The sequence below is a fragment of the Glaciecola sp. HA4-3 genome (assembly GCF_055693685.1).
Genome location: NZ_CM146340.1, coordinates 312898 through 333958, shown reverse-complemented (window position 1 = coordinate 333958; position 21061 = coordinate 312898). Strand labels below are relative to the sequence as shown.

General features: G+C 39.9%; 22 protein-coding genes and 2 pseudogenes. 18 read left to right on the top strand and 6 right to left on the bottom strand.

Annotation, left to right across the window (positions count from 1 at the left end; translation table 11 throughout):
* The first annotated feature begins 16 nt into the window (after nucleotides 1-16).
* Nucleotides 17-919 carry a carbon-nitrogen hydrolase gene (locus ACZ1G6_RS01590; RefSeq protein WP_472617772.1) on the top strand — a complete coding sequence of 301 codons (903 nt, stop codon included), beginning with the start codon at nucleotides 17-19 and terminating at the stop codon, nucleotides 917-919.
* A gap of 77 nt (nucleotides 920-996) precedes the next feature.
* Here the strand turns inward: ACZ1G6_RS01590 and ACZ1G6_RS01585 are convergent, their stop codons facing one another.
* The 3 genes from ACZ1G6_RS01585 to ACZ1G6_RS01575 all read right to left on the bottom strand — a co-directional run bounded on the left by ACZ1G6_RS01585 (nucleotide 997) and on the right by ACZ1G6_RS01575 (nucleotide 4877).
* Nucleotides 997-2901, bottom strand: coding sequence for an ABC transporter permease (locus tag ACZ1G6_RS01585; RefSeq protein ID WP_472617771.1), 1905 nt, complete (start codon nucleotides 2899-2901; stop codon nucleotides 997-999).
* Nucleotides 2902-4071: an efflux RND transporter periplasmic adaptor subunit gene (locus ACZ1G6_RS01580; RefSeq protein ID WP_472617770.1), complete on the bottom strand. Its 1170-nt coding sequence runs from the start codon at nucleotides 4069-4071 to the stop codon at nucleotides 2902-2904.
* 95 nt (nucleotides 4072-4166) lie between these two features.
* Nucleotides 4167-4877: a YIP1 family protein gene (locus tag ACZ1G6_RS01575; RefSeq protein ID WP_472617769.1), complete on the bottom strand. Its 711-nt coding sequence runs from the start codon at nucleotides 4875-4877 to the stop codon at nucleotides 4167-4169.
* A 151-nt stretch (nucleotides 4878-5028) separates the two neighbouring features.
* On the opposite strand from ACZ1G6_RS01575, the gene ACZ1G6_RS01570 reads away from it, so the two are divergent.
* Complete coding sequence (locus ACZ1G6_RS01570) at nucleotides 5029-5421, top strand: LysE/ArgO family amino acid transporter (protein WP_472617768.1); 393 nt, start codon at nucleotides 5029-5031, stop codon at nucleotides 5419-5421.
* A gap of 10 nt (nucleotides 5422-5431) precedes the next feature.
* The gene (locus tag ACZ1G6_RS01565; RefSeq protein ID WP_472617767.1) at nucleotides 5432-5638 is read left to right on the top strand and encodes a LysE family transporter; all 207 of its coding nucleotides are present in this window, start codon (nucleotides 5432-5434) and stop codon (nucleotides 5636-5638) included.
* A 116-nt stretch (nucleotides 5639-5754) separates the two neighbouring features.
* Here the strand turns inward: ACZ1G6_RS01565 and ACZ1G6_RS01560 are convergent, their stop codons facing one another.
* Nucleotides 5755-6390, bottom strand: coding sequence for a Slp family lipoprotein (locus ACZ1G6_RS01560; RefSeq protein ID WP_472617766.1), 636 nt, complete (start codon nucleotides 6388-6390; stop codon nucleotides 5755-5757).
* A gap of 606 nt (nucleotides 6391-6996) precedes the next feature.
* On the opposite strand from ACZ1G6_RS01560, the gene ACZ1G6_RS01555 reads away from it, so the two are divergent.
* The 15 genes and pseudogenes from ACZ1G6_RS01555 to ACZ1G6_RS01485 all read left to right on the top strand — a co-directional run bounded on the left by ACZ1G6_RS01555 (nucleotide 6997) and on the right by ACZ1G6_RS01485 (nucleotide 17635).
* Nucleotides 6997-7500 carry a hypothetical protein gene (locus ACZ1G6_RS01555; protein ID WP_472617765.1) on the top strand — a complete coding sequence of 168 codons (504 nt, stop codon included), beginning with the start codon at nucleotides 6997-6999 and terminating at the stop codon, nucleotides 7498-7500.
* Nucleotides 7501-7566: 66 nt separating this feature from the next.
* Nucleotides 7567-7890, top strand: coding sequence for a hypothetical protein (locus ACZ1G6_RS01550; protein WP_472617764.1), 324 nt, complete (start codon nucleotides 7567-7569; stop codon nucleotides 7888-7890).
* A 91-nt stretch (nucleotides 7891-7981) separates the two neighbouring features.
* Entirely contained in the window at nucleotides 7982-8296 is a 315-nt protein-coding gene (locus ACZ1G6_RS01545; RefSeq protein WP_472617763.1) for a hypothetical protein, read from the top strand.
* Between the two features lie 74 nt (nucleotides 8297-8370).
* A complete protein-coding gene (locus ACZ1G6_RS01540) occupies nucleotides 8371-8841 on the top strand; it encodes a hypothetical protein (RefSeq protein ID WP_472617762.1) in 471 nt (156 codons plus the stop codon).
* Between the two features lie 90 nt (nucleotides 8842-8931).
* Nucleotides 8932-9249, top strand: coding sequence for a hypothetical protein (locus tag ACZ1G6_RS01535; protein ID WP_472617761.1), 318 nt, complete (start codon nucleotides 8932-8934; stop codon nucleotides 9247-9249).
* A gap of 113 nt (nucleotides 9250-9362) precedes the next feature.
* Nucleotides 9363-9638: a hypothetical protein gene (locus ACZ1G6_RS01530; protein ID WP_472617760.1), complete on the top strand. Its 276-nt coding sequence runs from the start codon at nucleotides 9363-9365 to the stop codon at nucleotides 9636-9638.
* Nucleotides 9639-11373: 1735 nt separating this feature from the next.
* A complete protein-coding gene (locus ACZ1G6_RS01525) occupies nucleotides 11374-11787 on the top strand; it encodes a hypothetical protein (protein WP_472617759.1) in 414 nt (137 codons plus the stop codon).
* A 474-nt stretch (nucleotides 11788-12261) separates the two neighbouring features.
* Entirely contained in the window at nucleotides 12262-12633 is a 372-nt protein-coding gene (locus tag ACZ1G6_RS01520) for an SMI1/KNR4 family protein (RefSeq protein WP_472617758.1), read from the top strand.
* 112 nt (nucleotides 12634-12745) lie between these two features.
* A complete protein-coding gene (locus tag ACZ1G6_RS01515) occupies nucleotides 12746-12892 on the top strand; it encodes a hypothetical protein (protein ID WP_472617757.1) in 147 nt (48 codons plus the stop codon).
* 208 nt (nucleotides 12893-13100) lie between these two features.
* The gene (locus tag ACZ1G6_RS01510) at nucleotides 13101-13565 is read left to right on the top strand and encodes a hypothetical protein (protein WP_472617756.1); all 465 of its coding nucleotides are present in this window, start codon (nucleotides 13101-13103) and stop codon (nucleotides 13563-13565) included.
* Between the two features lie 79 nt (nucleotides 13566-13644).
* Complete coding sequence (locus ACZ1G6_RS01505) at nucleotides 13645-14016, top strand: DUF4288 domain-containing protein (RefSeq protein WP_472617755.1); 372 nt, start codon at nucleotides 13645-13647, stop codon at nucleotides 14014-14016.
* An 86-nt stretch (nucleotides 14017-14102) separates the two neighbouring features.
* Nucleotides 14103-14573 (top strand): hypothetical protein, encoded by a 471-nt coding sequence (locus ACZ1G6_RS01500; RefSeq protein WP_472617754.1) that lies wholly within the window; start codon nucleotides 14103-14105, stop codon nucleotides 14571-14573.
* 62 nt (nucleotides 14574-14635) lie between these two features.
* A pseudogene (locus tag ACZ1G6_RS01495) lies at nucleotides 14636-15826 on the top strand (IS3 family transposase).
* 99 nt (nucleotides 15827-15925) lie between these two features.
* Nucleotides 15926-16180 carry a hypothetical protein gene (locus tag ACZ1G6_RS01490; protein WP_472617753.1) on the top strand — a complete coding sequence of 85 codons (255 nt, stop codon included), beginning with the start codon at nucleotides 15926-15928 and terminating at the stop codon, nucleotides 16178-16180.
* A gap of 954 nt (nucleotides 16181-17134) precedes the next feature.
* Complete coding sequence (locus tag ACZ1G6_RS01485; protein ID WP_472617752.1) at nucleotides 17135-17635, top strand: hypothetical protein; 501 nt, start codon at nucleotides 17135-17137, stop codon at nucleotides 17633-17635.
* Between the two features lie 37 nt (nucleotides 17636-17672).
* Here the strand turns inward: ACZ1G6_RS01485 and pdeM are convergent, their stop codons facing one another.
* Both pdeM and ACZ1G6_RS01475 read right to left on the bottom strand, forming a co-directional pair.
* The gene (gene pdeM / locus ACZ1G6_RS01480) at nucleotides 17673-18395 is read right to left on the bottom strand and encodes a ligase-associated DNA damage response endonuclease PdeM (protein ID WP_472617751.1); all 723 of its coding nucleotides are present in this window, start codon (nucleotides 18393-18395) and stop codon (nucleotides 17673-17675) included.
* Nucleotides 18392-20945 (bottom strand): annotated as a pseudogene (locus ACZ1G6_RS01475) (ligase-associated DNA damage response DEXH box helicase). The gene pdeM and the pseudogene ACZ1G6_RS01475 overlap by 4 nt, the downstream one beginning before the upstream one ends.
* Nucleotides 20946-21061: the final 116 nt, after the last annotated feature.

Genomic DNA, 21061 nt, shown 5'->3' with positions numbered 1-21061 from the left:
CAACATAGGTAAAGCAATGTCATCACAAGCTCAAACCTTAAAAGTCGGTATTGTCCAACAAGCTATCGCTGACAACAATAAACAAAAAAATTGGCAAGCCAGTGCGGCTAAAATAACTGAATTAGCCGAACAAGGCTGCCAATGCGTGCTATTGCAAGAGCTGCATTCAACACAATATTTTTGTCAAAGTGAAGACGTCAATCAATTCGAGCTTGCCGAACCGATACCAGGTGAAGCTAGTGCTTACTTCGGCTCCATAGCTAAAAAATTAGGTGTCGTCCTAATTACATCATTATTTGAAAAGCGGGCATCTGGTTTGTATCACAATACGGCAGTGGTATTTGACTGTGACGACAAAATTGCGGGTATATATCGTAAAATGCATATTCCAGATGACCCAGGCTTTTATGAAAAGTTTTACTTTACGCCAGGAGATTTAGGTTTTGAGCCGATTCAAACCAGTATCGGTAAATTAGGCGTACTCATTTGCTGGGATCAATGGTACCCAGAAGCCGCTCGACTTATGGCAATGGCAGGAGCTGATATTCTATTTTATCCAACCGCGATTGGATGGGACACGACCGATAGCAAAGAGGAACAAGAAAGACAGCAAGAAGCTTGGGTAACTATTCAGCGCTCTCATGCCGTTGCTAATTCTATACCAGTAGTCGTTGCCAATAGAACAGGATTTGAAGCCTCTCCAAACACTCAAGAACCCGGTATCTTGTTTTGGGGGCATAGCTTTGTAGCGGGTCCTCAAGGGGAAATCTTGGCTATGGCCAGCGATGGAAAAGAAGAGACATTGCTTGTCACCTTAGATATGAAACGTAGCGAAAACATCAAACGAATTTGGCCATACTTTAGAGACCGACGCATTGATGCGTATGACGATATAATTAAGCGTTGGCGCGACACCTAATGACTCGATTTGTCATAGTTATGCCTTCGCACGGGGATAAATTTTACTCGTAGCGCAAGGCATCAATTGGATTGAGTCTAGCTGCCTTTATCGCCGGTGCTAAGCCAAATACAATTCCAATAAGCGACGTAAAACCGAATGAAAGCATAACCGCCCAAACAGGAATATAGGTGCCTGAGCATACTGGGTACTAAAAAGGACACAAGACCCGACAAACCATAGCCAATAGCTAGTCCAATCAAACCACCAAACAATGATAAAACAACCGCTTCAACCAAAAACTGTAACATGATAAAACCGGGTGTTGCCCCAAGCGCTTTTAATGTGCCGATTACACGCGTACGTTCAGTTACCGATACCAACATAATATTCATCACACCAATGCCACCAACCACCAGACTAATTCCTACAATGCCTGCAGTAATTGCCGTCGCGCTATTAGTAAAAGTGTCTATTTGCTCGCGTGCTTTTTCTGCTGTTTCAAATTCAAAATCATCAGGCTCGTCTGCCTCAAGTTTGTGTTGTTGGCGTAATATTCTCGTCATCTTCGCAAGAGTTTGCTCTTCGTTAGCATCGTCATTTAGCCTAAACATGATTTGTACGTTACTTTGCGAGCTTGCTCCTTCTAGTGCGCTCATCGTGCTAATAGGAATATTGATATAATCATCTTGATCAAAGCCTAGCAAGCTACCTTGTTTTTCGGCTACGCCGATGATTCTAAACCATTCACCGCCTAGCTTTATGTATTCGCCTACAGGATTCTCGGGCAAATCGAGCTTATCAATGATGGACGGGCCTATAAACGCAACCCTGCGGCGCTTTTCATCGTCTTCAGCACGAATAAAACGGCCTAATTCAGGGTAAGTACGATAAGCTTTTTGGTAATCTTGCTCCGTACCGATGACTCGAGATGAATGGCTTTTATTGCCGTATTCAGCTCCACCTGAAAATCGCCAAGTAAACATCAAAGCGGTCATCGTTTCGGCTTCTTTGATTCGGGCTTTAAGTACAAGAAAATCGTCATACGTCAACTTCGCCCGCTTACCTAACATCTCTTGCTCCCTACTGGTGTAGGGTTTGATATTGGTCACATCTGGAGACATATCAGCTAGCTGATCATTGATTTGCTTGGTAAACCCTTGCATAACTGCTACAACCGTAATGACGGCTGCAACCCCAATAATTATCCCCAAACAGGTTAATGCGCTTCTCATTGCATTGGCTCTAATGGCTGATAATGCTGCCTTAGTTCCTTCAACAACTGCAAGGGCCGATTTAAACATGTTGGCGCTCTCCATCTTTTTTCGCACATCGCTGACGACTTTACCGTCTACCAAACGAATAACACGATGACAATGATCAGCGATTTCTTGCTCATGAGTGACCAGAATAATCGTATGCCCTTCATTATGTAATTCGTCAAATAAGGCCATAATCTCGCTAGTGGTTTTGCTATCAAGATTACCAGTAGGCTCATCACCTAACAAAATATGAGGTTTGGTCACAAGTGCGCGAGCAATAGCCACACGCTGGCGCTGCCCACCAGAGAGTTGACTTGAAAGATGATCGACTTTATCGGCTAAACCAACTCGGCTAAGTGCTTTAGTTGCGTCTTGTTTGCGCTTTTTACTTGGTATAAAACGATAAACCAAAGGCTGCATCACGTTTTCTAAGGCAGAGGCGCGCGGTAAAAGGTTAAAGCTTTGAAAAATAAAGCCTACGCTTTCGTTACGTTGATGGGCAAGCTCAGTTTCAGTCATTTTTTTAACTAGCTTATCTTTCAAGTAATAATCGCCGCTAGTAGGTGTATCGAGGCAGCCTAAAAGATTCATTAGCGTTGATTTACCAGAGCCAGACGGTCCAATAATCGCTACATATTCATTAAGTTCAATTTGAATATTGACATCATCAAGCGCTTTAAAGACTTGATCGCCCATTTTGTAGTGTTTATTAATCCCTTCTAACTTAATAACCGCCGACATCTAGCCCACATCCTCATTATCGCTTGATGCATTTACTTCAACTTCATCTTTGTTTTTAAGTTTGCTAATTGGCCTTGCCGGACCAATAACAACCCTATCTCCTGCTTCTAGACCTGAAGTAATTGCCTGTTCAATATCTGAAGAAATACCCACACTCACATCAACACTCGTTACCGTATTGTCGGTATTTAAACGCCAAACAAACGTACGATCACCATCCTTTTGAACCGCTTCTATTGGTAATTTCAGGCTACTTTCAGCCACATTTGTCGCGATTTCAGCACGACAACTCATCCCTGCATATAACTGACGCTCTGTGCTATCAAGTAACACTTTGACTTTAAACGATAAGCCTTGGGAGCCTGGTTGGTTTTTGGCAGAGGTGCCAATATTAATCACCGTACCAGTAAATGGCGCATTTGGATAAGCCGCTGCATAAATATCTGCTTTTTGATTAAGCTTAATGCTCGCAATATCGGTCTCATCGACTCTTAATTCAGCTAAGATCGCACTTGGGTCAGCTACTAACATTAAGTCCGAGCCAATAATATTAGTCGTACCAGCAATAACTGTTTCGCCCTCTTTAATATTGACTGACGCTAATAATCCGCTCATGGGTGCCAAAAATACACTTTTGTTGAGTCTATCTTGTGCGATTTGTAAGGAAGCTAAGGCTTGATTATAAGACTCCGTGCTTGATTCAATATCGATTTTTGCTAGATCACGTGAGCTCTTTAAATTTTCATAGGTCTCTTCATTACCAAGACCATCTTCATATAAGTTTTTTTGTCTTTTAAGTTGACGCTCTAAATTACTTAACCGAATTTTACTTTGCTTTATTGCAATCTCGGTAGCACGCAAAATTGCTTTGTTACGGGTCACCTCTGATTCAAATGCTGTTGTATCAAGGCGCATTAACACATCACCTTGCTCAACACTTTGCCCTTCTTCTACAAATACTTTGTCTACCCGCCCGGTAACTTCTGAGCGCAATTGCACTTGAGTATTAAATACAAGGTTACCCGAAGCTAGAATTGAATCAGCAATGCTTCCTTCTTGTGCAATTGCAACATTCATTTTCGGTAATTCATTTACATTACTGACTTGTCGAGTGACCAACAAGGCAACAAAACCGATAACCACAAGAGTAATAATGATACTTTTTTTCATGCTTTAGCTCGTATTAATAAGACGTTTTATATGTTTATAATATGAATAAATGACCATGCCATCACGGCATGATCACCTGATAATTGTTGGACAAATTAAATGATAATAAATATTGCCCAAATACCGAATATGACGAGGAAAGGTAAGACTGAAAACAATATTGCTTTATTCATCGAGAAATTAGTCCACGCTTTCAAACCAATAGCGCCTAATGCGATAGACCAGAACGTAAACAAGTTGAGCCCTTCAAAGAAAGAATAAAACGCATGTGTGGAGTCAAAACCCATCACTATTTGATTTATGGAAGCATAATTAAGCACTGACTGAGAAATTTGGTCGGTTCCCGCAGTGAGCACTAGTATAATTGCGCCAAGCGAGTTCACCACTGACGGCATCATCGTCCAAAAAGAAAAACCATACCAATCGCCATAGCTTTGAACAGACTCTGGGTCTTGTTTTGCAACTAACATATAATATAAGGCAAATAGCGCATTGATGATTGCAATACCAACGATTGCGCCGCCTACGCCAAACCATTTCATCATTGGCGCAGTCTGTTCGATATTGGTCCGAATAGCTTCGCGAACACTTTTGGTTTCGTCTGCACCGGCAATAGCAACTTGTTCGTCTATAAAAAACTGCATATCGACCATTGAATAAAATACCAAGATGCTGGCTACGGACATTGAGGCTACACTTAAAAACGCCAACCAAGACCAAGCCTTGGCTTCGTTGATGGCATTAAATGCTTTTGTGGGACTGATGTAAATATAGACCAAAGCGTTAACTGCATTTGCAGACTTCATAAATAATCCTTTATGTTGAATATGACTCATCATTTTTTTTATCATGCAGGAGCGGTAAAACGTAGTAAAGCAAAAGATTGTTAAAATTTGTTTCGACAAAGTGATTAATATAACGATGGGACTACACCATTTATAATTAAGGGAGGATCGCTTGTTAAATGACATATCAATTTTTACCGCCGGCTTTTCTTTAGGCTTATCACTTATTCTAGCAATAGGTTCACAAAACGCTTTCGTATTAAAGCAAGGTATTAAGCGTCAAAATGTATTTGCAGTATGCCTTGTATGCGCGGTCTCCGATGCCATCTTGATTAGCTTTGGCGTAGCTGGATTTGGTGTCATTGTCAGTCGTTTCCCAGAGATAGAAATCATTGCGCGATACGGCGGCGCGATATTTTTAACATGTTATTCTTTAATTAGCTTTAAGTCAGCGTTCACAAACAATCATGCTTTAGATTCAAATTTACAACCCAAAGGTTCACTGTTTAACGCCGTTGTGATGTGCCTTGCTTTTACCTTAGCTAAATCCCCATGTATACCTTGATACAGTAATATTGCTTGGTTCAATATCAACCCAGTATCAACCACATCATGTAACATTTGGAGTAGGTGCAATAAGCGCTTCGCTCGTGTTTTTCTTTGCCTTAGGATTCGGCGCCAAATATCTTGCCCCCGTATTCGAAAAACCAAAGGCTTGGAAAGTGTTAGAGTTTTTCGTGGGTGTTATTATGGCATCGCTTGCGATATCGTTGCTCATGTAAGAATGATTTAGCTGATAAATCCCGTATTACGTATACATAATAAATGGGCAGCCCAGCACTTCAAAGAGCACTGGGCACATAAAAGAGCTAACTAATTAGAATACAGACCAATCAAGCTAGTCATAGGTCGCGCTGTCACTTTTGCCATTGTTTGTTGTTATCGTAAATCTAATATCACTATTAATACCAACTGCATTTTGGTTCCAGGGAGAATATGTACTAGCATCAGTGTTTTGTACATTAGAATCTAGCCCAACCGCCAATAGGCCGTTTGGATCGGTATTAATGCTGTTTAAATCTTTCCAAACATAAACGCCCTGCGCAGCTAGTGTTGGCAATGCAATTTGTGCCGACAACGAACTTGATATCTCACCTAACACTGTAATTAATTTACCCTTTCGGTAAATGCTTGGGTCTACAAGCTCTGGGATAATAGCAATAAATTGCCCTTGGCTGGGTGCTGTTGTAATGGGCTTAGTCGTGCTATCACCGCTAAAATAATCGATAGCAATAATGGTCGATGCTTCTTGAAAATATACCTCACTGATACGGCCCGCCCAACGCGCTTGATTAACACTTTCTTGTTGCTGTATTGTTATCGTATCAAGCTCGTTAAAATTGACCAATGTCGCATCGTTTTCAGAAGTTACTGAGCCGGGCATTCCTGCACAGCCAGCCAAAAAGCCGATAAATATTGCACAACAACTAATGCGACTGATTTTGTGATTTATTCGTGTAGTTTTAAATTGCATGGTTTTTCCTTTTACGCTCAAAATAAAATTAATAGTGAATACATAGAACAAGTGATGAGCGGACATATATTGAACCTGTCTAATAAAAGCAATGTTGACACTAACGCAAGGGCCCGACGCATCACACCGAATTGGTACCCTTTGAAGTTAGCATACGCCAATTAATCGGTCAATGAGAGTGCCGAGTGAGTGAAAAACTTGGCCATATTCCCAAAAAAGAGCATTGCTATCCTGGGAAATAGCAATGCTGCTAGTTCAGACATAAATTCCTTTTATGAATCTATAAATCAAATAGGTATAATGACAATAGTGCAAATTAGTGGATTGGGTATCGTTAAATACATACCGGATAGGCATAAGCTTTAATACAAAGTAGCTGCAACTACTGTTCTAGAGAGCTTACTAAATAAAATAGGCAAACCGAGACCTCACGCTAAGTCGCTACGCTCGGAAATCACATACAATAACGAAGCGCAAAGACATCTAGACTTAGCCAAACCCTTGATATATTGTAAAAAGATACAAAAATTCATCACCGCCGAAAACTACCCAAATGGACTTATTCGGCAGTGCAGATAATAAGGTTGTTAACTCTAGGGAGAGAAAGTGGAAGAATCAGGTTTTGTATGGAGTCCAATCTACAGCGGTCTAATTGGTGGTCTAGTAGTCTTTGCAATCGTATTTCTCACTAACTCAAGTAGCAAAAGAATTGGGGACGTGCGAGTTTTGGAATTTGGCATATTATTCAAAACGTTCTCAGCATTACTAATACCTTTCACGATCTTCATTCTTTATGCGATGTTCCAATCTTTTGACGGTCAAGAAGTCGCTGCAATTCTGGTCGGCGTAGGTTTTCTTGCCGCTTCCATATTTTTTCCTTATCAAGCATTTTTAATTAAATTTTCATATGACGACGATAATATATATTTTAAGAGTCCGATTGCTGGCGACAAAACCGTGCCATGGTCTAATTTTGAGGAAGTCGGCTATTCATGGTTGCTACAAGCCGATTATATTGTTGTCAAAGATTTAGGAAAAGTATGGTGCTCTAACATGTTAAATGGACATTATGAATTAATGGAGTTTATAAACAATCGTGGAAAGAGTTAACAAAAAAATTGAAGCGGACATTGCCAAGAGCGGGCAACGCCGCTTAATTTGGTGTTATACAAGCTGATGTTTCACAAATTAGTATCCATTGTTTTAATTGTATTTTTTGGTAGCGTATTTTTAGGTGTTAGTGACTATTTTGTCGGCTATCAAAAAGCAACCGCTATCGAGTATGATGTTTATTCGCATAGAGCTGGCAGAGGATTTGCCTACGTTTACATAACAGCCGTTTGCTCAATAGTGCTTTTGTTTATGCCAAATTATTTTGTAGCTAAATACAACGAATGGTCTCCGACATCAGTCGGTAAGTTATTTCCACGAGGTTTTTTTCTATTTTTAGGGTATTTATCAGCCATACTCACGTTTACTTTATTGTACATGTTCGAATAAATTAAGACCGCGTGTATAACAAAAGCTTGAAGCGGACAAAAATAAAGAGCAATTTTCGCCGCTTAAGCAGGTGTTATATTTCAGGGAAGTTATGAGGAAATTTCAAAAGTACGTAGTTTTATCCATAGGGACCTGCGCAATATTTATTTCAGGAGCTTTTATTGGGAGCTTTTACAATGAGTTCGATTTTCTATGTGATTCGCCAAGTCCGCACGTACTTACAGAAGATATGGTGTCTGAGAACGGCATAGTCTTTCCAAAAGGGACAATTGTTCCACTAAAGCATTGTGCATATCGAAAGCGCTTCGATTGGGAGTTTGCCATGGACCTCTCTGTTAAAGTTGATACCTCTGAGGATGTAGTGAACGACGAGTATGGCTTTTCTCTACTTGAGGTCGACGAATGAAATATAACAAAAACATGAACACGGATATCTGGGAAGAGCGCCCAGCTACCGGTTATGTAAGGTGTTAGGCTTCCTTGAAAGTTAATCGCGCTGAAAAAATAATGCTAAAATTTTTAACTTTTTGGGATGCCAAGGGGGCTTGGGTTATTCTTTTTGTTTTTATTGGGAGTTTTGCTTTTGTCTCTTTGTTTGGTAACTATCCACAGTGGGAACAGGAATCATACGACAAAGCTTTGAAAAGTTATTTTGATCCCTTGATCGAAAATGTTACTTATATCGGCATGTGGAGTAGTGATAACTCTGTAAAGCTATATTTTAGTTACTCGGATGGGACTGAGTTAAAGAAATTTGATTTCGTAAGACCAAATAAAAAGGAGATCGCTGAGGCGTGGAAAATAGAAATTCTAAATCTGATTTGTGTACATGATGACTTTCGCGCTGAACTGCAGAAGGGGAAAAGTATCGAAATCGACCTTAAAGACGGCGACCTATTTGATGGGAAAGGTCACATTACTAATATGCGGATTTATGAAGACCGTTGCTAAGCCTAACAAGGAAATTAAAGCGGACATTGCCAAGAGCGGGGCAACGCCGCTTAATTTGGTGTTATTTGCCAAAGGAAAATCGATAATACGATGCACAGAATTAGCATAGATACAGCGAAAATTATTCTGGAGGCGCTTGCGACACATGGCAGTAAAGGCTGTGGAATTATCTCTTTATCCTTGGAAACTGGTATCAGTAAATCAAAGATACGGTCATTTTTAAAATCCAATAAGGAATTTGCGACAGCGGTCTATGGGCAAAGTAAATTTAAATTAAATAAACTCGGGGCGCAAAGAGGTTCAGTTGAAGAGATGCTTAACGTCATGCGGCAGCGCAAATGTCAGGCTATTGCTATGAATTGGATTGCAGTTCTAATCTTTATTTTAGTTTTTTATCGAATTTATTAATCTAGTTATGGGTGGTTAAATTTAGATGGCAAATAACAAACGATTGAAGACGGATAAAAACAAGAGCGGTTTTTACCGCTTAATCGGGTGTTATTGTCCTAGAGGATATGTCAATGGATAGAGAACAAGCCAGTAATCTGTTTCATGCACTTGCAAAGGTGATGTCACCTATTGAGAGAGTATGTGAAAGAGCGATTGATACTATCAAAGATGATGACTCATTAACTGATTTAGATAGAGAAACCGTAAAGCAATCCACAAAAGAGCTTTTATCTGGGGCAACTGGCCTGCAGTTTTATTTAAAGAAACATTATCCTGAATTCGATAATATAGGTGAAGGTGAAAAGTTGTGGAAACAGCTCAGGGAAGAGTATGACAACGGAAAATAACAAACGCTTGAAGCGGACAAAAATGAAGAGCGATTTTCGCCGCTTAAGCGGGTGTTAGTTGCATTGTCTTCTGATCAATTAGTCGAAGGTTTCGCAACGGTTTGCATACCGACATGTTAAACGAGGATGTTTAGCCAGTTAGCTTGATAAGCTATTTTGACAAAACTATTTTTCACGCATTAGCATGCAGAATTGATATGGTAAATGACTTTTCATGGTATGTTGTTGATATGAGCAAGGTTGTTTGAGCATAAGGTAAAGCTCAAATTTAAGTGATATATTGATGTTGGGGCTGTTCACCGACATCCACCACCGAGCACAAAGAGTTGTTTTAGGAGTAAGGATGCTACCCATAAGAAAACAGGTTAAATTAGCAACTAACAAAAACTTAAAGTACGTTCCCTTCGGTCACCGGATGACGCTGGCGCGCCACCGCTTAAGTTGGTGTTAGTTGCATTGTCTTCTTATCAATTAGTCGAAGGTTTCGCAACGGTTTGCATACTGACATGTTAAACGAGGATGTTTAGCCAGTTAGCTTGATAAGCTGTTTTGACAAAACTATTTTTCACGCATTAGCATGCAGAATGGATATGGTAAATGACTTTTCATGGTATGTTGTTGATATGAGCAAGGTTGTTTGAGCATAAGGTAAAGCTCAAATTTAAGTGATATATTGATGTTGGGGCTGTTCACCGACATCCACTACCGAGTATAAAGCGTTGTTTTAGGAGTAAGGATGCTACCAATAAAAAAACAGATTAAATTAGCAACTAACAAAAACTTAAAGTACGTTCCCTTCGGTCACCGGATGACGCTAACGCGCCACCGCTTAAGCAGGTGTTATGTACCAAAAGGGGACACTCGTTTTTGAGTATGTTTTTCGATATCTTCTTTGTGAGTTTGTGTTTGTTTACCTTAGGTTATGCTTGCCATGCTTTTTTCGGAAAACGAGCTCTCGAGATATTTAGTGCCATTGTATTTTTGATATTTATTATAGTTTCATTCTTTAATCACCATAAAAGTGTTTCTTCGGACGATGCATTGAAGTTTGGTAGTTTTGTCTTAATAATTTATAGCTTACCAATTCTTTTGGGTTTTGCAGTCATTCATTTTTCACGCAACACTCCGTTGGGATTAAAAGTGATTTTTGCTTTAACCACGTCTGCTTTCTATATGGCAGCGTGGCCAATCGGGATGCTAATGCTTTTATGTGGTTTAGGTTTGGAGTGCATATAATGGTACATAACAAAGCAAATCAAGTCGGACGCGGCTTGAGTCTAGTTGTTGTCTTGGCATTGCAAGCGCGCCGCTTATTTGGGTGTTAGTTGCATTATCTTCTGATCAATTAGTCGAGGGTTTCGCAACGGTTTGCATACCGACATGTTAAACGAGGATGTTTAGCCAGTTAGCTTGATAAGCTGTTTTGACAAAACTATTTTTCACACTAAAGCATGCAGAATTGATATGGCAAATGACTTTTCATGATATGTTGTTGGCATGAACAAGGTTGTTTGAGCATACATTGAAGCTCACATTTAAGTGATATATTGATGTTGGGGCTGTTCACCGACATCCACCACCGAGCACAAAGAGTTGTTTTAGGAGTAAGGATGCTACCCATAAGAAAACAGGTTAAATTAGCAACTAACAAAAACTTAAAGTACGTTCCCTTCGGTCACCGGATGTCGCTGGCGCGCCACCGCTTAAGTTGGTGTTATACATCAAAGGCAAAACATTGAGGTTAATTTTAGCGATTCTTCTACTTTGCGTCTTCGAGTCGCATGCTTGCTCGATTGAAGCTGCAGAGGACTTTAAACCTTTTGCAATAGAAGTATCGAGTATTGATGGATTAGTCGAAATGAAAGTACTCTTTCCGATTAATGATAAATCAGCTTCTCCCAAGTATTTGGGTAGTTTAGCACTGCACGTACCAAGTAAATTGACAGTTGATCTAAGCTTCACTTTATCTGATTCTTACATGGGTTACTATTTGGCAGAGGTCTCAATTAACGAATCTCTATTAAGTGAGGCTAGACTAGTCGGTTCATACAATTTTAGTGATATTGAAGGCAATAGTATGAGTCTTTGTGCAAATTGGAAATCATTCTCTGTGATCAAATTGTTGGCAACAGAGGTCATTGATGTATAACAAAAAAATTGAAGCGGACATTGCCAAGAGCGGGCAACGCCGCTTAATTTGGTGTTAGTTGCATTGTCTTCTGATCAATTAGTCGAAGGTTTTGCAACGGTTTGCATACCGACATGTTAAACGAGGATGTTTAGCCAGTTAGCTTGATAAGCTATTTAGACAAAACTATTTTTCACGCATTAGGCTGCAGAATTGATATGGTAAATGACTTTTCATGGTATGTTGTTGACATGGACAAGGTTGTTTGAGCATAAGGTAAAGCTCACATTTAAGTGATATATTGATGTTTGGGCTGTTCACCGACATCCACCACCGAGTAAAAAGAGTTGTTTTAGGAGTAAGGATGCTACCAATAAAAAAACAGATTAAATTAGCAACTAACAAAAACTTAAAGTACGTTCCCTTCGGTCACCGGATGACGCTAACGCGCCACCGCTTAAGTTGGTGTTATGTGTTTGAGGCGAGGTAAATACATTGGACGAATTTAAGATCGATCCGCCAACTAACTCTGAAATAAAAGATGCAGAGAAAAAGTTAGGGTTCGACTTTTCAAAGGAATATATCGATTTTTTGAAATCGGGTTATGATTTGGGTGACGTGGCTATGGAAGTTCTTGAAATTGTAAACCCGCCGAGTTACGCAAATATTTATCATGTGTTAGAAGACGCTCGCGAATATCACGATTTACCGGAAGAGTTTTTGCCGATTTGCGAAGATAATGGTGATTATTATTGCCTAACAGATTGGGGTGAAGTTGTATTTTGGTCGCACAATGGAGCTACAAATGAGAAATGGAAAACTGTTAAAGAGTGGCGAGATGCAATGCTCAGGGAAAACGAGGTTTAAATGACACATAACAAAAATTTTGAAGCGGACACTGCCAAGAGCAGGCAGCGCCGCTTAAAATGGTGTTAGTTGCATTGTCTTCTGATCAATTAGTCGAAGGTTTCGCAACGGTTTGCATACCGACATGTTAAACGAGGATGTTGAGTCAGTTAGCCTGCTAGGATTTTCTGACAAAACTATTTTTCACGCATTAGCATGCAGAATTGATATGGTAAATGACTTTTCATGGTATGTTGTTGACATGGACAAGGTTGTTTGAGCATAAGGTAAAGCTCACATTTAAGTGATATATTGATGTTTGGGCTGTTCACCGACATCCACCACTGAGTATAAAGCGTTGTTTTAGGAGTAAGGATGCTACCAATAAGAAAACAGGTTAAATTAGCAACTAACAAAAACTTAAAGTACGTTCCCTTCGGTCACCGGATGTCGCTAACGCGCCACCGCTTAAGTTGGTGTTAGTTTCCATGTCAAAATTTGTGATTTTTTTAGCAATACTACTGGTAGGTTGTGGATCCATATTGGCTAATTTGCCTAGAAATGAATTAAAGTTTAGATTGAATATTAGTAACACCTGCGAGGTTGAATTATCACTTGTTGAAGGCTTCATAGAGTCCGGCGAAATAGATTCAATGAAAAAGACCATACTAGATAAATTTGTGAAAGATGAATTCGATATAGATATCGACGTAGTTAAGCAAGCACTTCCTGAAATCGATTTTTCGAAGAAAATACTGAGTGTTGATGAAGGTCGAAAAGTAATTATGGCCACTGCTGATTTGGGGCCTTGGTCCTTTACTCGCAAAGTTCGGTTATTTGGTGGCAAGTATGTACAATGTTTATTTTCTGAGGCTGGGAATTTCGAATCTTTAGTCATTGGTGAGCTACCACAATCGTTAGAAATAGGTTACGAGGTGGAATATGGAAACTAACAAAAGCATGAAGACGGATTTGTCAGAAAAGCGCTGCCAAACCGCTTATGCAAGTTGTTATTTGCTTGAAGAGTAATCCATGAGTGACCCAAACCATTCTCCAGTTGGCTGGTATATAGCATCTTACTTACTTCGATTTGTAGAATTGAACGAAGAAGGTAATTACGATGAAGAAAAACAGTTCACTGTTTGGGAAAATACAATATTAGTAAAAGCGAATGACATCAATGAAGCTTACGATAAAGTCGAGTCTGAGGCACAATTAGCAACTGAACCCTATAAAGGAGGCGACGAAGGCGTCCCTGTTCAATGGTTATTTGAGGGGATATCTGAGCTACTGCCTGTTTATGATGAGATCGAAGACGGAGTGGAAATAATGTTCGGCGAATATAAACAAAAATTGAAAAATATTAAAAAAAAGGCTTTGAGCAAGAAAGATGTTGTTAGATAAACCAGCAAATAACAAAAGCTTTAAGCGGACAAAAATAAAGAGCAATTTTCGCCGCTTAAGCTGGTGTTATGTGCAAGGAGGTTCCATTGACATGGGTTGAACATTTACACGCAGAGGAAGTGATGTTGCACGCCACGCCAGTACAAATATTGGATTGGAGTGATGAATATACTATCGATGATGCCGCGCACTTGATGTTAAATGATAGTCCAAGATATTTTGCTGCCTTAAAAGATGAAGACAAATTAAGATTGATAAAGGGTACCATCCATCAAAGGTCTGCGGATAAGCGTCCTCCTAAATCATATTGGACTTCAGTAAAAAGTGAGTTTCATCTGTTTTTTTGTACTGATGATGAACGCTATGAGAAATTACGAACGCAGTTAGATGAGGCGGTAACCCCGACCTCTACAGCAATCATCAGTATTATCTCTGCTTTTATAGGGGATATGGTTGGCGTAGAAGCAGGAGCAATAGTTGGCCTCGTTGCTGTATGTCTCTATGGTGTGCTAAAAGTCGGCAAGGAGGCATATTGTGCGATTGCACATAACAAATGATTCAAGCGGACATTGTAGTTCCCCCGTTTTAGTGGACACCTCCAACTAACTGGAGATGGCCAATGCCAAAATATACACAACCTAGAAAAACATGGAAATATTCAGCAGACTTCAAAGTCAAAGCGGTAAAACTTAGCCTTCAAGAAGGGATCCAGAGTAAGCAGGTCGCTGAAGCGCTTGATATTCACCCACTTATGCTTTCACGCTGGCGAAAATGGTATCGAGAGGGCAAGATAGAGTCTGATCCACAAGGGAGAGTCTCGGTGACTAAAAGTAAAAAAACACCTTCACGGAAAGAGCTGACAGAATTGGCAAAACTGCAAAAGGAAAACCAAAAGCTAAAGCAGGAGAATGATCTACTAAAAAAGTGGCAACGGTATCTTGTGGAGCAGCATCAGAACGATTTGGATTCATCCAAAGATACCGACACTTAGGCGTGAAAGCTCTTTGTAAGTGGTTAAACGTGTCAAGAAGCGGATACTACAATTGGTGCACGCGAGACGAATCAAATAGGAGCAAATCGGATAAGGAGCTATTGATGAAAATCACAGAGATTTATCAAAAGAGCCAAGGACGATATGGTAGTCCAAGGGTCTTCAACGTGCTCAAAAGACAAGGGCTTGATGTGGGGAAAAAACGCATAGCGAGACTGATGAAAGCATCTGGTTTAGTGGGTCGTTGTGCAAGAGTATGCCCGCGAAAGCCTGTCCTTAAACGCTTTCAACGAAGTGGTGATAATTTGCTTCTGAAGTTGAATAAACCCACGGGGGTTGACCAAGTGTGGGTAGGTGACATAACTTATTTAAAAGTGAACGGGGCCTTAGCAATATTTGGCTACCATAATGGACGTATACTCCCGACGAATATTGAGTTGGTCTTTATCAAAAGACCGCAAAGCTTGCTTAACAGTTGCGGTTCTCAGAAATGCTGTGAAGAAACGGAAAATATCAGATACATTAATTTTTCATTCAGATCGTGGCATTGAATATCTAGGATATGAATTTAGGGATGAACTGAAAAAGCATGGTATTAAGCAAAGCTTTAATCGAGCTGGGCACTGCACAGATAATGCGTTTATGGAATCGTTTTACCATTCTCTGAAAGGAGAGTTGATAAGGAAAGCCCGCTATAAGTCTGTTAAAGAGCTTCGTAATGCTTTGAAGGGGTACATTAATGGATTCTATAATCGAGTGAGGTTACACTCGAGTCTGGGCTATTTATCGCCCCTAGAATATGAGCGAACAATAGGATGAAAAATAAGGTGTCCTTTAAATCGGGTCAAGATCACATAAAACAAGAGCGGTTTTACGCCGCTTAATCAGGTGTTATGCATACGGGATGAGACAGTAACGATGGAAGATATTGGAGGCGAAATAGTAAAAGGATTTTTAAGAGGTATTGGCTATATATTGGCTGATGTCTTTTTTTGGTTTATCTGTTATTGGACAGGCTGGCCTTTTTGTAAAATCATTACGTTCGGTCACTACCCTAAACCCAAAGGGAAAAATTATTGGGGCGAGGAAGAAAATTCGGGTGTTTTGTGTGCTTTATTGGGCTTAACAATTTGGATAGTCGTTGGCTTGTACTTTCAGGGTATTTTTGCGTGAGTATGCCTAACAAAAAAATTAAAGCGGACATTGCCAAGAGCCGGCAGCGCCGCTTAAGTTGGTGTTATATGCCATGAGAGTTATGCGGAAGCTTCTGGATGTTTTATTTTACTTTTTTTTGGATTTGCAATTGTAAATTGGATTGGATGGCCTGTTGAGTTAAGATTTGAAGAAAGCCACCGAAATTATTTCTTTATAGCAAGCTTGTGTGCTGCGTTACCAATCCTGTTAATGATTAAAATTCTAATGCTAAAGATAAGTTAGAGATTTTTTGTTGCATTTGAAACTTCAGCATCTTTGGGATTTTTTTGTTGTATAGTTGGATATTTTGCTTATACCGATGGTATTAAGACATATCAGACAGGCCAAGACTTTTCGTTCGAGCTTATTGATGAGGTGGTTGTTGAAGAAAATTTTTTAGACTATACCGAACGAATGGCGGAGCCACTACCTCCTATGGATTGGTGCTTCGAAAGGAATCCAGATTGGTTTTTGATTTAAATGCTGTTGACAGAATCTTCGATAAATATAAGGCGTCAGAAGCCGAAATTCATATAAACGATGGCGAATTAATTTTGGTAATTCAGCCTTATTCTTTGAATGAGACAATCCAAACTGTTAGGTTCAAGGTTTGATATACCTAAAAAGATATATACTTTTGAAAATGTGAACAATACTTGAACATAAAAAGCTAGATAAGCAGTTATCGAATGCACCAATTGAAATCCAATAGCAGTATGGAAATTGGAAAAGACTTCGCTCTTCCCGCCTTAATCTTGGCATAGAAAGAGCCAAATCTTTAGCTAGAGCTTTAAGATGTCATCCTGCGGTTCTTGAGTTCCCTGGTTGGGATGTTGAAAGTGAAAACGCTGCATAGCAAACGATTGATGTCGGCTAAAAACAAGAGCGAGCAGCGTATCTTAAAATGGTGTTATGTGACTTTGGAGAGAATAAGTGTTTAAGAAATTTACTTCTGGCCTGTTTTTCGGTGCTGGTTTCTCACTATCAGCGATTTTTCTTTACACAATTTGGATACTCTACATACTTCCTCCATTTATGAAGCCTGTAGAAGAGCCAGTAACCGTGGGGATAGGTACAAAAAGTTCATCACAGTTGCTTTACCCGTCAACAGACTTTCATGAAATGACAGTTGATGAAAAAGTCGCGTCTTCAACAGCGATACTGATATTAAGAATCGAAGAAATTGAAAAAAACTTCTATGTCAGTACTGTTGAGGAAGTGCTGAAAAAAGCCGAAGGAGTAGAGCTGTACTACGCAGTTGGTGACATCTATGATGAAGAGTTGTCAGTACCAAAAATACCAAAAAGAGCCATAGTTTTCATGACTGGAAATCCAGCAACACAAATTAGCACCTCTTTTTTTGATGACGGTAGGATTCCGAGTCTTGGCGGTATCTCTATGAATTTATTGAGAGAAAAGGTGAATGACACATAACAAAAAACTGAGTTTAACAAAGGGCGCTATGCTATTTTTACAAACTATAAATTCGCTTATTAAAAATTAGCAATACGCTAATATGTTGAATATCAAACAGCTCATTATAGGCTTTGTCATTAATGTCTAACCCCCCTGTATACTTGCCAAAGGCAGGCATCAGCAGTTTTTTTTCAGCACATACAAAACACTTACCGCTTACTAGTCGACTGGCTATTTTTCGTCTTGTTTTTGGGTGATAATGTCCAATAATTTGACCATCTAGAGTCTGAGAAGTGTCAAAAGTGCTAATATTTTCAGGTTCGTGCACAAGTAGTATATTATCAAGTTGCAAATAAGGTAATTGCTCGCCAAATATCTCTGGTGGAATCTGTGGGTCGTGGTTGCCTAAAATCCATGTCCATCTTTTGCAGTTACCTACCATTTCATTTAGCATATTTAAGTCATGCCCTTGCATGCGACGATGCGCGTTTTGATCATGTAAGCTGTCGCCTAAACAAACAACATGTTGTGGGTGGTATTTGTCAATTAACCCGGCCATACGTTTAATGGTTTCAGACGAATCAAATCTTGGTAATGGATGAGCAAATTGACTTAAGAAACTGCCTTTTTCCAAATGTAAGTCACTAAATATTAGTAAGTCATATTTTGGCCAAACTAGCACTCCTGCTGCATCAAGCAAAAACTTATTTCCACAAAACCTGATTGGAATAACTTGGTGACTCAACATACGTTGCTGCAATACACTAGCGTCAATCATACGCGACCGGTGTCTTGTGAAGTTGCGCTAATGTCGCCTTCGGACAAGAGCGCCCTAACATCTTCAAGCATCATCTCGGCCTCTTGATAAAGACTTGCTTGTTCAAGTAATGCTTGTGTACCAGAACCTGCAACAATTTCACTTCTTACGCCAAGCACAATAGGAATGGCCATCGGCGATGGCTTTTCTAGTTCAACAAAATTGAAATTATCGTAATATTTAAACAAAAGGTCACTTGTTCGATCTAAATCCAGTAATTCTCGCTGCGCATTTTCTCGGGTGACCCTCAATAGGATATGATCAGGGTCATACTCTTTTAAAGTGTCATAAATTAAGTCTGTTGAAAAAGTAACTTGCTTCATTGTCTTTTTGCTACTGTGATATTGCTGCTCTGTCAGCCCACTAACAACAGCAACTTGCCGAAACGAACGTTTAAGCATACTCGCTTCCAACATCCAATCTTCCAGTTCATCGCCTAGCACATCTGGGTTAAACAAACCTTTTATATGATGCTCTTGTATTGAGTAAACACTAGAGATTGACAAACCATAATCTGTCACTGAAAAACTAAGGGGCTTAAGGTTTAACTTCTCCATTCTTCTAGTGATCAACATCCCCAAGGTTTGATTAGCTTTTCTTCCTTCAAACGTATAAAACAACGTACTTTGTGCTTTTCGATAAGCAAAATGCTCAATTAGTAGTTTATCATTGCTAGGTAACTGGCTGAACGCTTGCTGCAATCCCAACCAGTCTCTCACCAGTTTCGGCAAGGTGGACCATCTTTGTGGTTGATTAATCAATTCTCTTACCGCTTCAGCTAAGTATGTTGATAGCGGCATTTCGCCCCCAATAAAACTAGGAATCTTAGGTTCTTTTGCTTTTCCTAGCTCTCGCTTCAACAATCATATCTTTTATCCCTTCAAATATAAGGGTCTCACCAGCAAAATAAAAACTATCGCCTTTACTTAGTTGTTGCGCAAAATACTCTTCGACTTCTCCAATGATTTTGCCAGAATGAGCGCGCCGCAAGCGTTTAACTCGCAAACGTCCAGCTTCTACAATGGTGCCTATGTTTTGTCGGTGACGCATAATAACGCGCTTGTTGGCGGGTCTAAACACACCATTGTCGTCACTGAGTCTATGGTATCGTTCGTACGACTGAAGTGCATAGCCGCCATCTTGAGTAAAGCGCCACAATTGATCAAATGTAGCGGCATCAAGTCCAGAATATGGACTCGACAAAAGTATCTGCTGATATATTTCATCTTTACCGGCAGGTTCGCTGCATATGCAATTCATAATAAACTGAGCAATAACATCTAATGAGCCTGCTACCGGCGCTTCACCGTCTAACTCACCGTTTTTAATGGCGGTGATGGCCGACAAACATTCTAAAGATTCAAAGCGATTTGCTGGTACAAGCAGGGCTCTTGAAGGTTCATCCATACGGTGGTTTGAGCGTCCAATCCTTTGTAATAAGCGACTAACCCCCTTAGGTGCGCCTACTTGAATAACTAAATCGACATTACCCCAATCAATACCAAGCTCAAGCGCTGAAGTCGCCACAACCGCTTTGATTAAGCCATCGGCCATCATTTGCTCGGTCTTAAGGCGTTGTTCTTTGCTCAGTGCCCCATGATAGATTGCAATGGGTAATGCATCTGTATTGACTTCCCATAATGCTTGAAAAATAAGCTCTGCTTGGGCTCGCGTATTGACAAAAACTAGGGCGTTTTGAGCTTGGGTGATGGCATCTAGTATTTCAGTTTTTGCGTATTTGGCCATATATCCGCCAAAGGGGATATGTTTTTTGTTAGTTAGAATATTTATTCTGGGTTTAACCCTCGTTTTTGCCACAATCACATTGGTAGGCTCGCCACTTACTCCTAACCATGCAGCAAGTGAATCAGGGTGAGCGACCGTAGCTGATAAACCTACACGGATAAAATGGGGATTTAGTGCGCTTAAGCGAGCTAAAGCCAAGGAGGTAAAATCACCTCGTTTAGTATGTGCAAACGAGTGAGTTTCATCAATAATGACGCATTTGAGTTTTGAAAATAATTGCCGAGCATCCACATAAGATAACATCAACATAAGAGATTCAGGGGTTGTCATTAAAATATTTGGCGGGTTTTTACGCTGCTTTTGACGTTGATAGCTACTGGTATCTCCGGTTCTAGTAGCAAGACTTATATCTAAGTCCATGTCATTTATGGGAACTTCAAGATTTCTATTGATGTCATAACTAAGCGCTTTAAGTGGTGAAATGTACAAGGTATGTAAGCCTACTTGTTTCTCACTTTTGCCCGCTAGCCTTTGTTTATCGATATCAATTAAACAAGGTAAAAATCCAGATAGTGTTTTGCCCGCTCCTGTTGGCGCAATAAGTAAAGTAGATTGTTTTTGTGCAAACGCGCTAACCATTTTTTGCTGATAGGGCCTAATACGCCATTGTTTGTATTCGAACCATGCTTTGAACTTAGCCGGAATATGCCCGCGCTTTTTGGTCTGCAAATTGTTTGTCTGCGAATTGTTAGTCTTAAAAAGCATTGCGATAAGCGAGACCCTAATATCAAAAACATGTACTGGTTAAATTAGTTATCAGTATCAATACTCTTGATTAGCTACATTAGATTAGCCAATTTGAATAAGCGCTAATCAATTAT

Bases quoted from the DNA above. Each gene is read 5' to 3' on its own strand.
- ACZ1G6_RS01590 (WP_472617772.1), top strand. From the start codon at position 17: ATGTCATCACAAGCTCAAACCTTAAAAGTCGGTATTGTCCAACAAGCT.
- ACZ1G6_RS01585 (WP_472617771.1), bottom strand. From the start codon at position 2,901: ATGTCGGCGGTTATTAAGTTAGAAGGGATTAATAAACACTACAAAATG.
- ACZ1G6_RS01580 (WP_472617770.1), bottom strand. From the start codon at position 4,071: ATGAAAAAAAGTATCATTATTACTCTTGTGGTTATCGGTTTTGTTGCC.
- ACZ1G6_RS01575 (WP_472617769.1), bottom strand. From the start codon at position 4,877: ATGAAGTCTGCAAATGCAGTTAACGCTTTGGTCTATATTTACATCAGT.
- ACZ1G6_RS01560 (WP_472617766.1), bottom strand. From the start codon at position 6,390: ATGCAATTTAAAACTACACGAATAAATCACAAAATCAGTCGCATTAGT.
- ACZ1G6_RS01550 (WP_472617764.1), top strand. From the start codon at position 7,567: ATGTTTCACAAATTAGTATCCATTGTTTTAATTGTATTTTTTGGTAGC.
- ACZ1G6_RS01545 (WP_472617763.1), top strand. From the start codon at position 7,982: ATGAGGAAATTTCAAAAGTACGTAGTTTTATCCATAGGGACCTGCGCA.
- ACZ1G6_RS01535 (WP_472617761.1), top strand. From the start codon at position 8,932: ATGCACAGAATTAGCATAGATACAGCGAAAATTATTCTGGAGGCGCTT.
- ACZ1G6_RS01530 (WP_472617760.1), top strand. From the start codon at position 9,363: ATGGATAGAGAACAAGCCAGTAATCTGTTTCATGCACTTGCAAAGGTG.
- ACZ1G6_RS01510 (WP_472617756.1), top strand. From the start codon at position 13,101: ATGTCAAAATTTGTGATTTTTTTAGCAATACTACTGGTAGGTTGTGGA.
- ACZ1G6_RS01505 (WP_472617755.1), top strand. From the start codon at position 13,645: ATGAGTGACCCAAACCATTCTCCAGTTGGCTGGTATATAGCATCTTAC.
- ACZ1G6_RS01490 (WP_472617753.1), top strand. From the start codon at position 15,926: ATGGAAGATATTGGAGGCGAAATAGTAAAAGGATTTTTAAGAGGTATT.
- pdeM (WP_472617751.1), bottom strand. From the start codon at position 18,395: ATGATTGACGCTAGTGTATTGCAGCAACGTATGTTGAGTCACCAAGTT.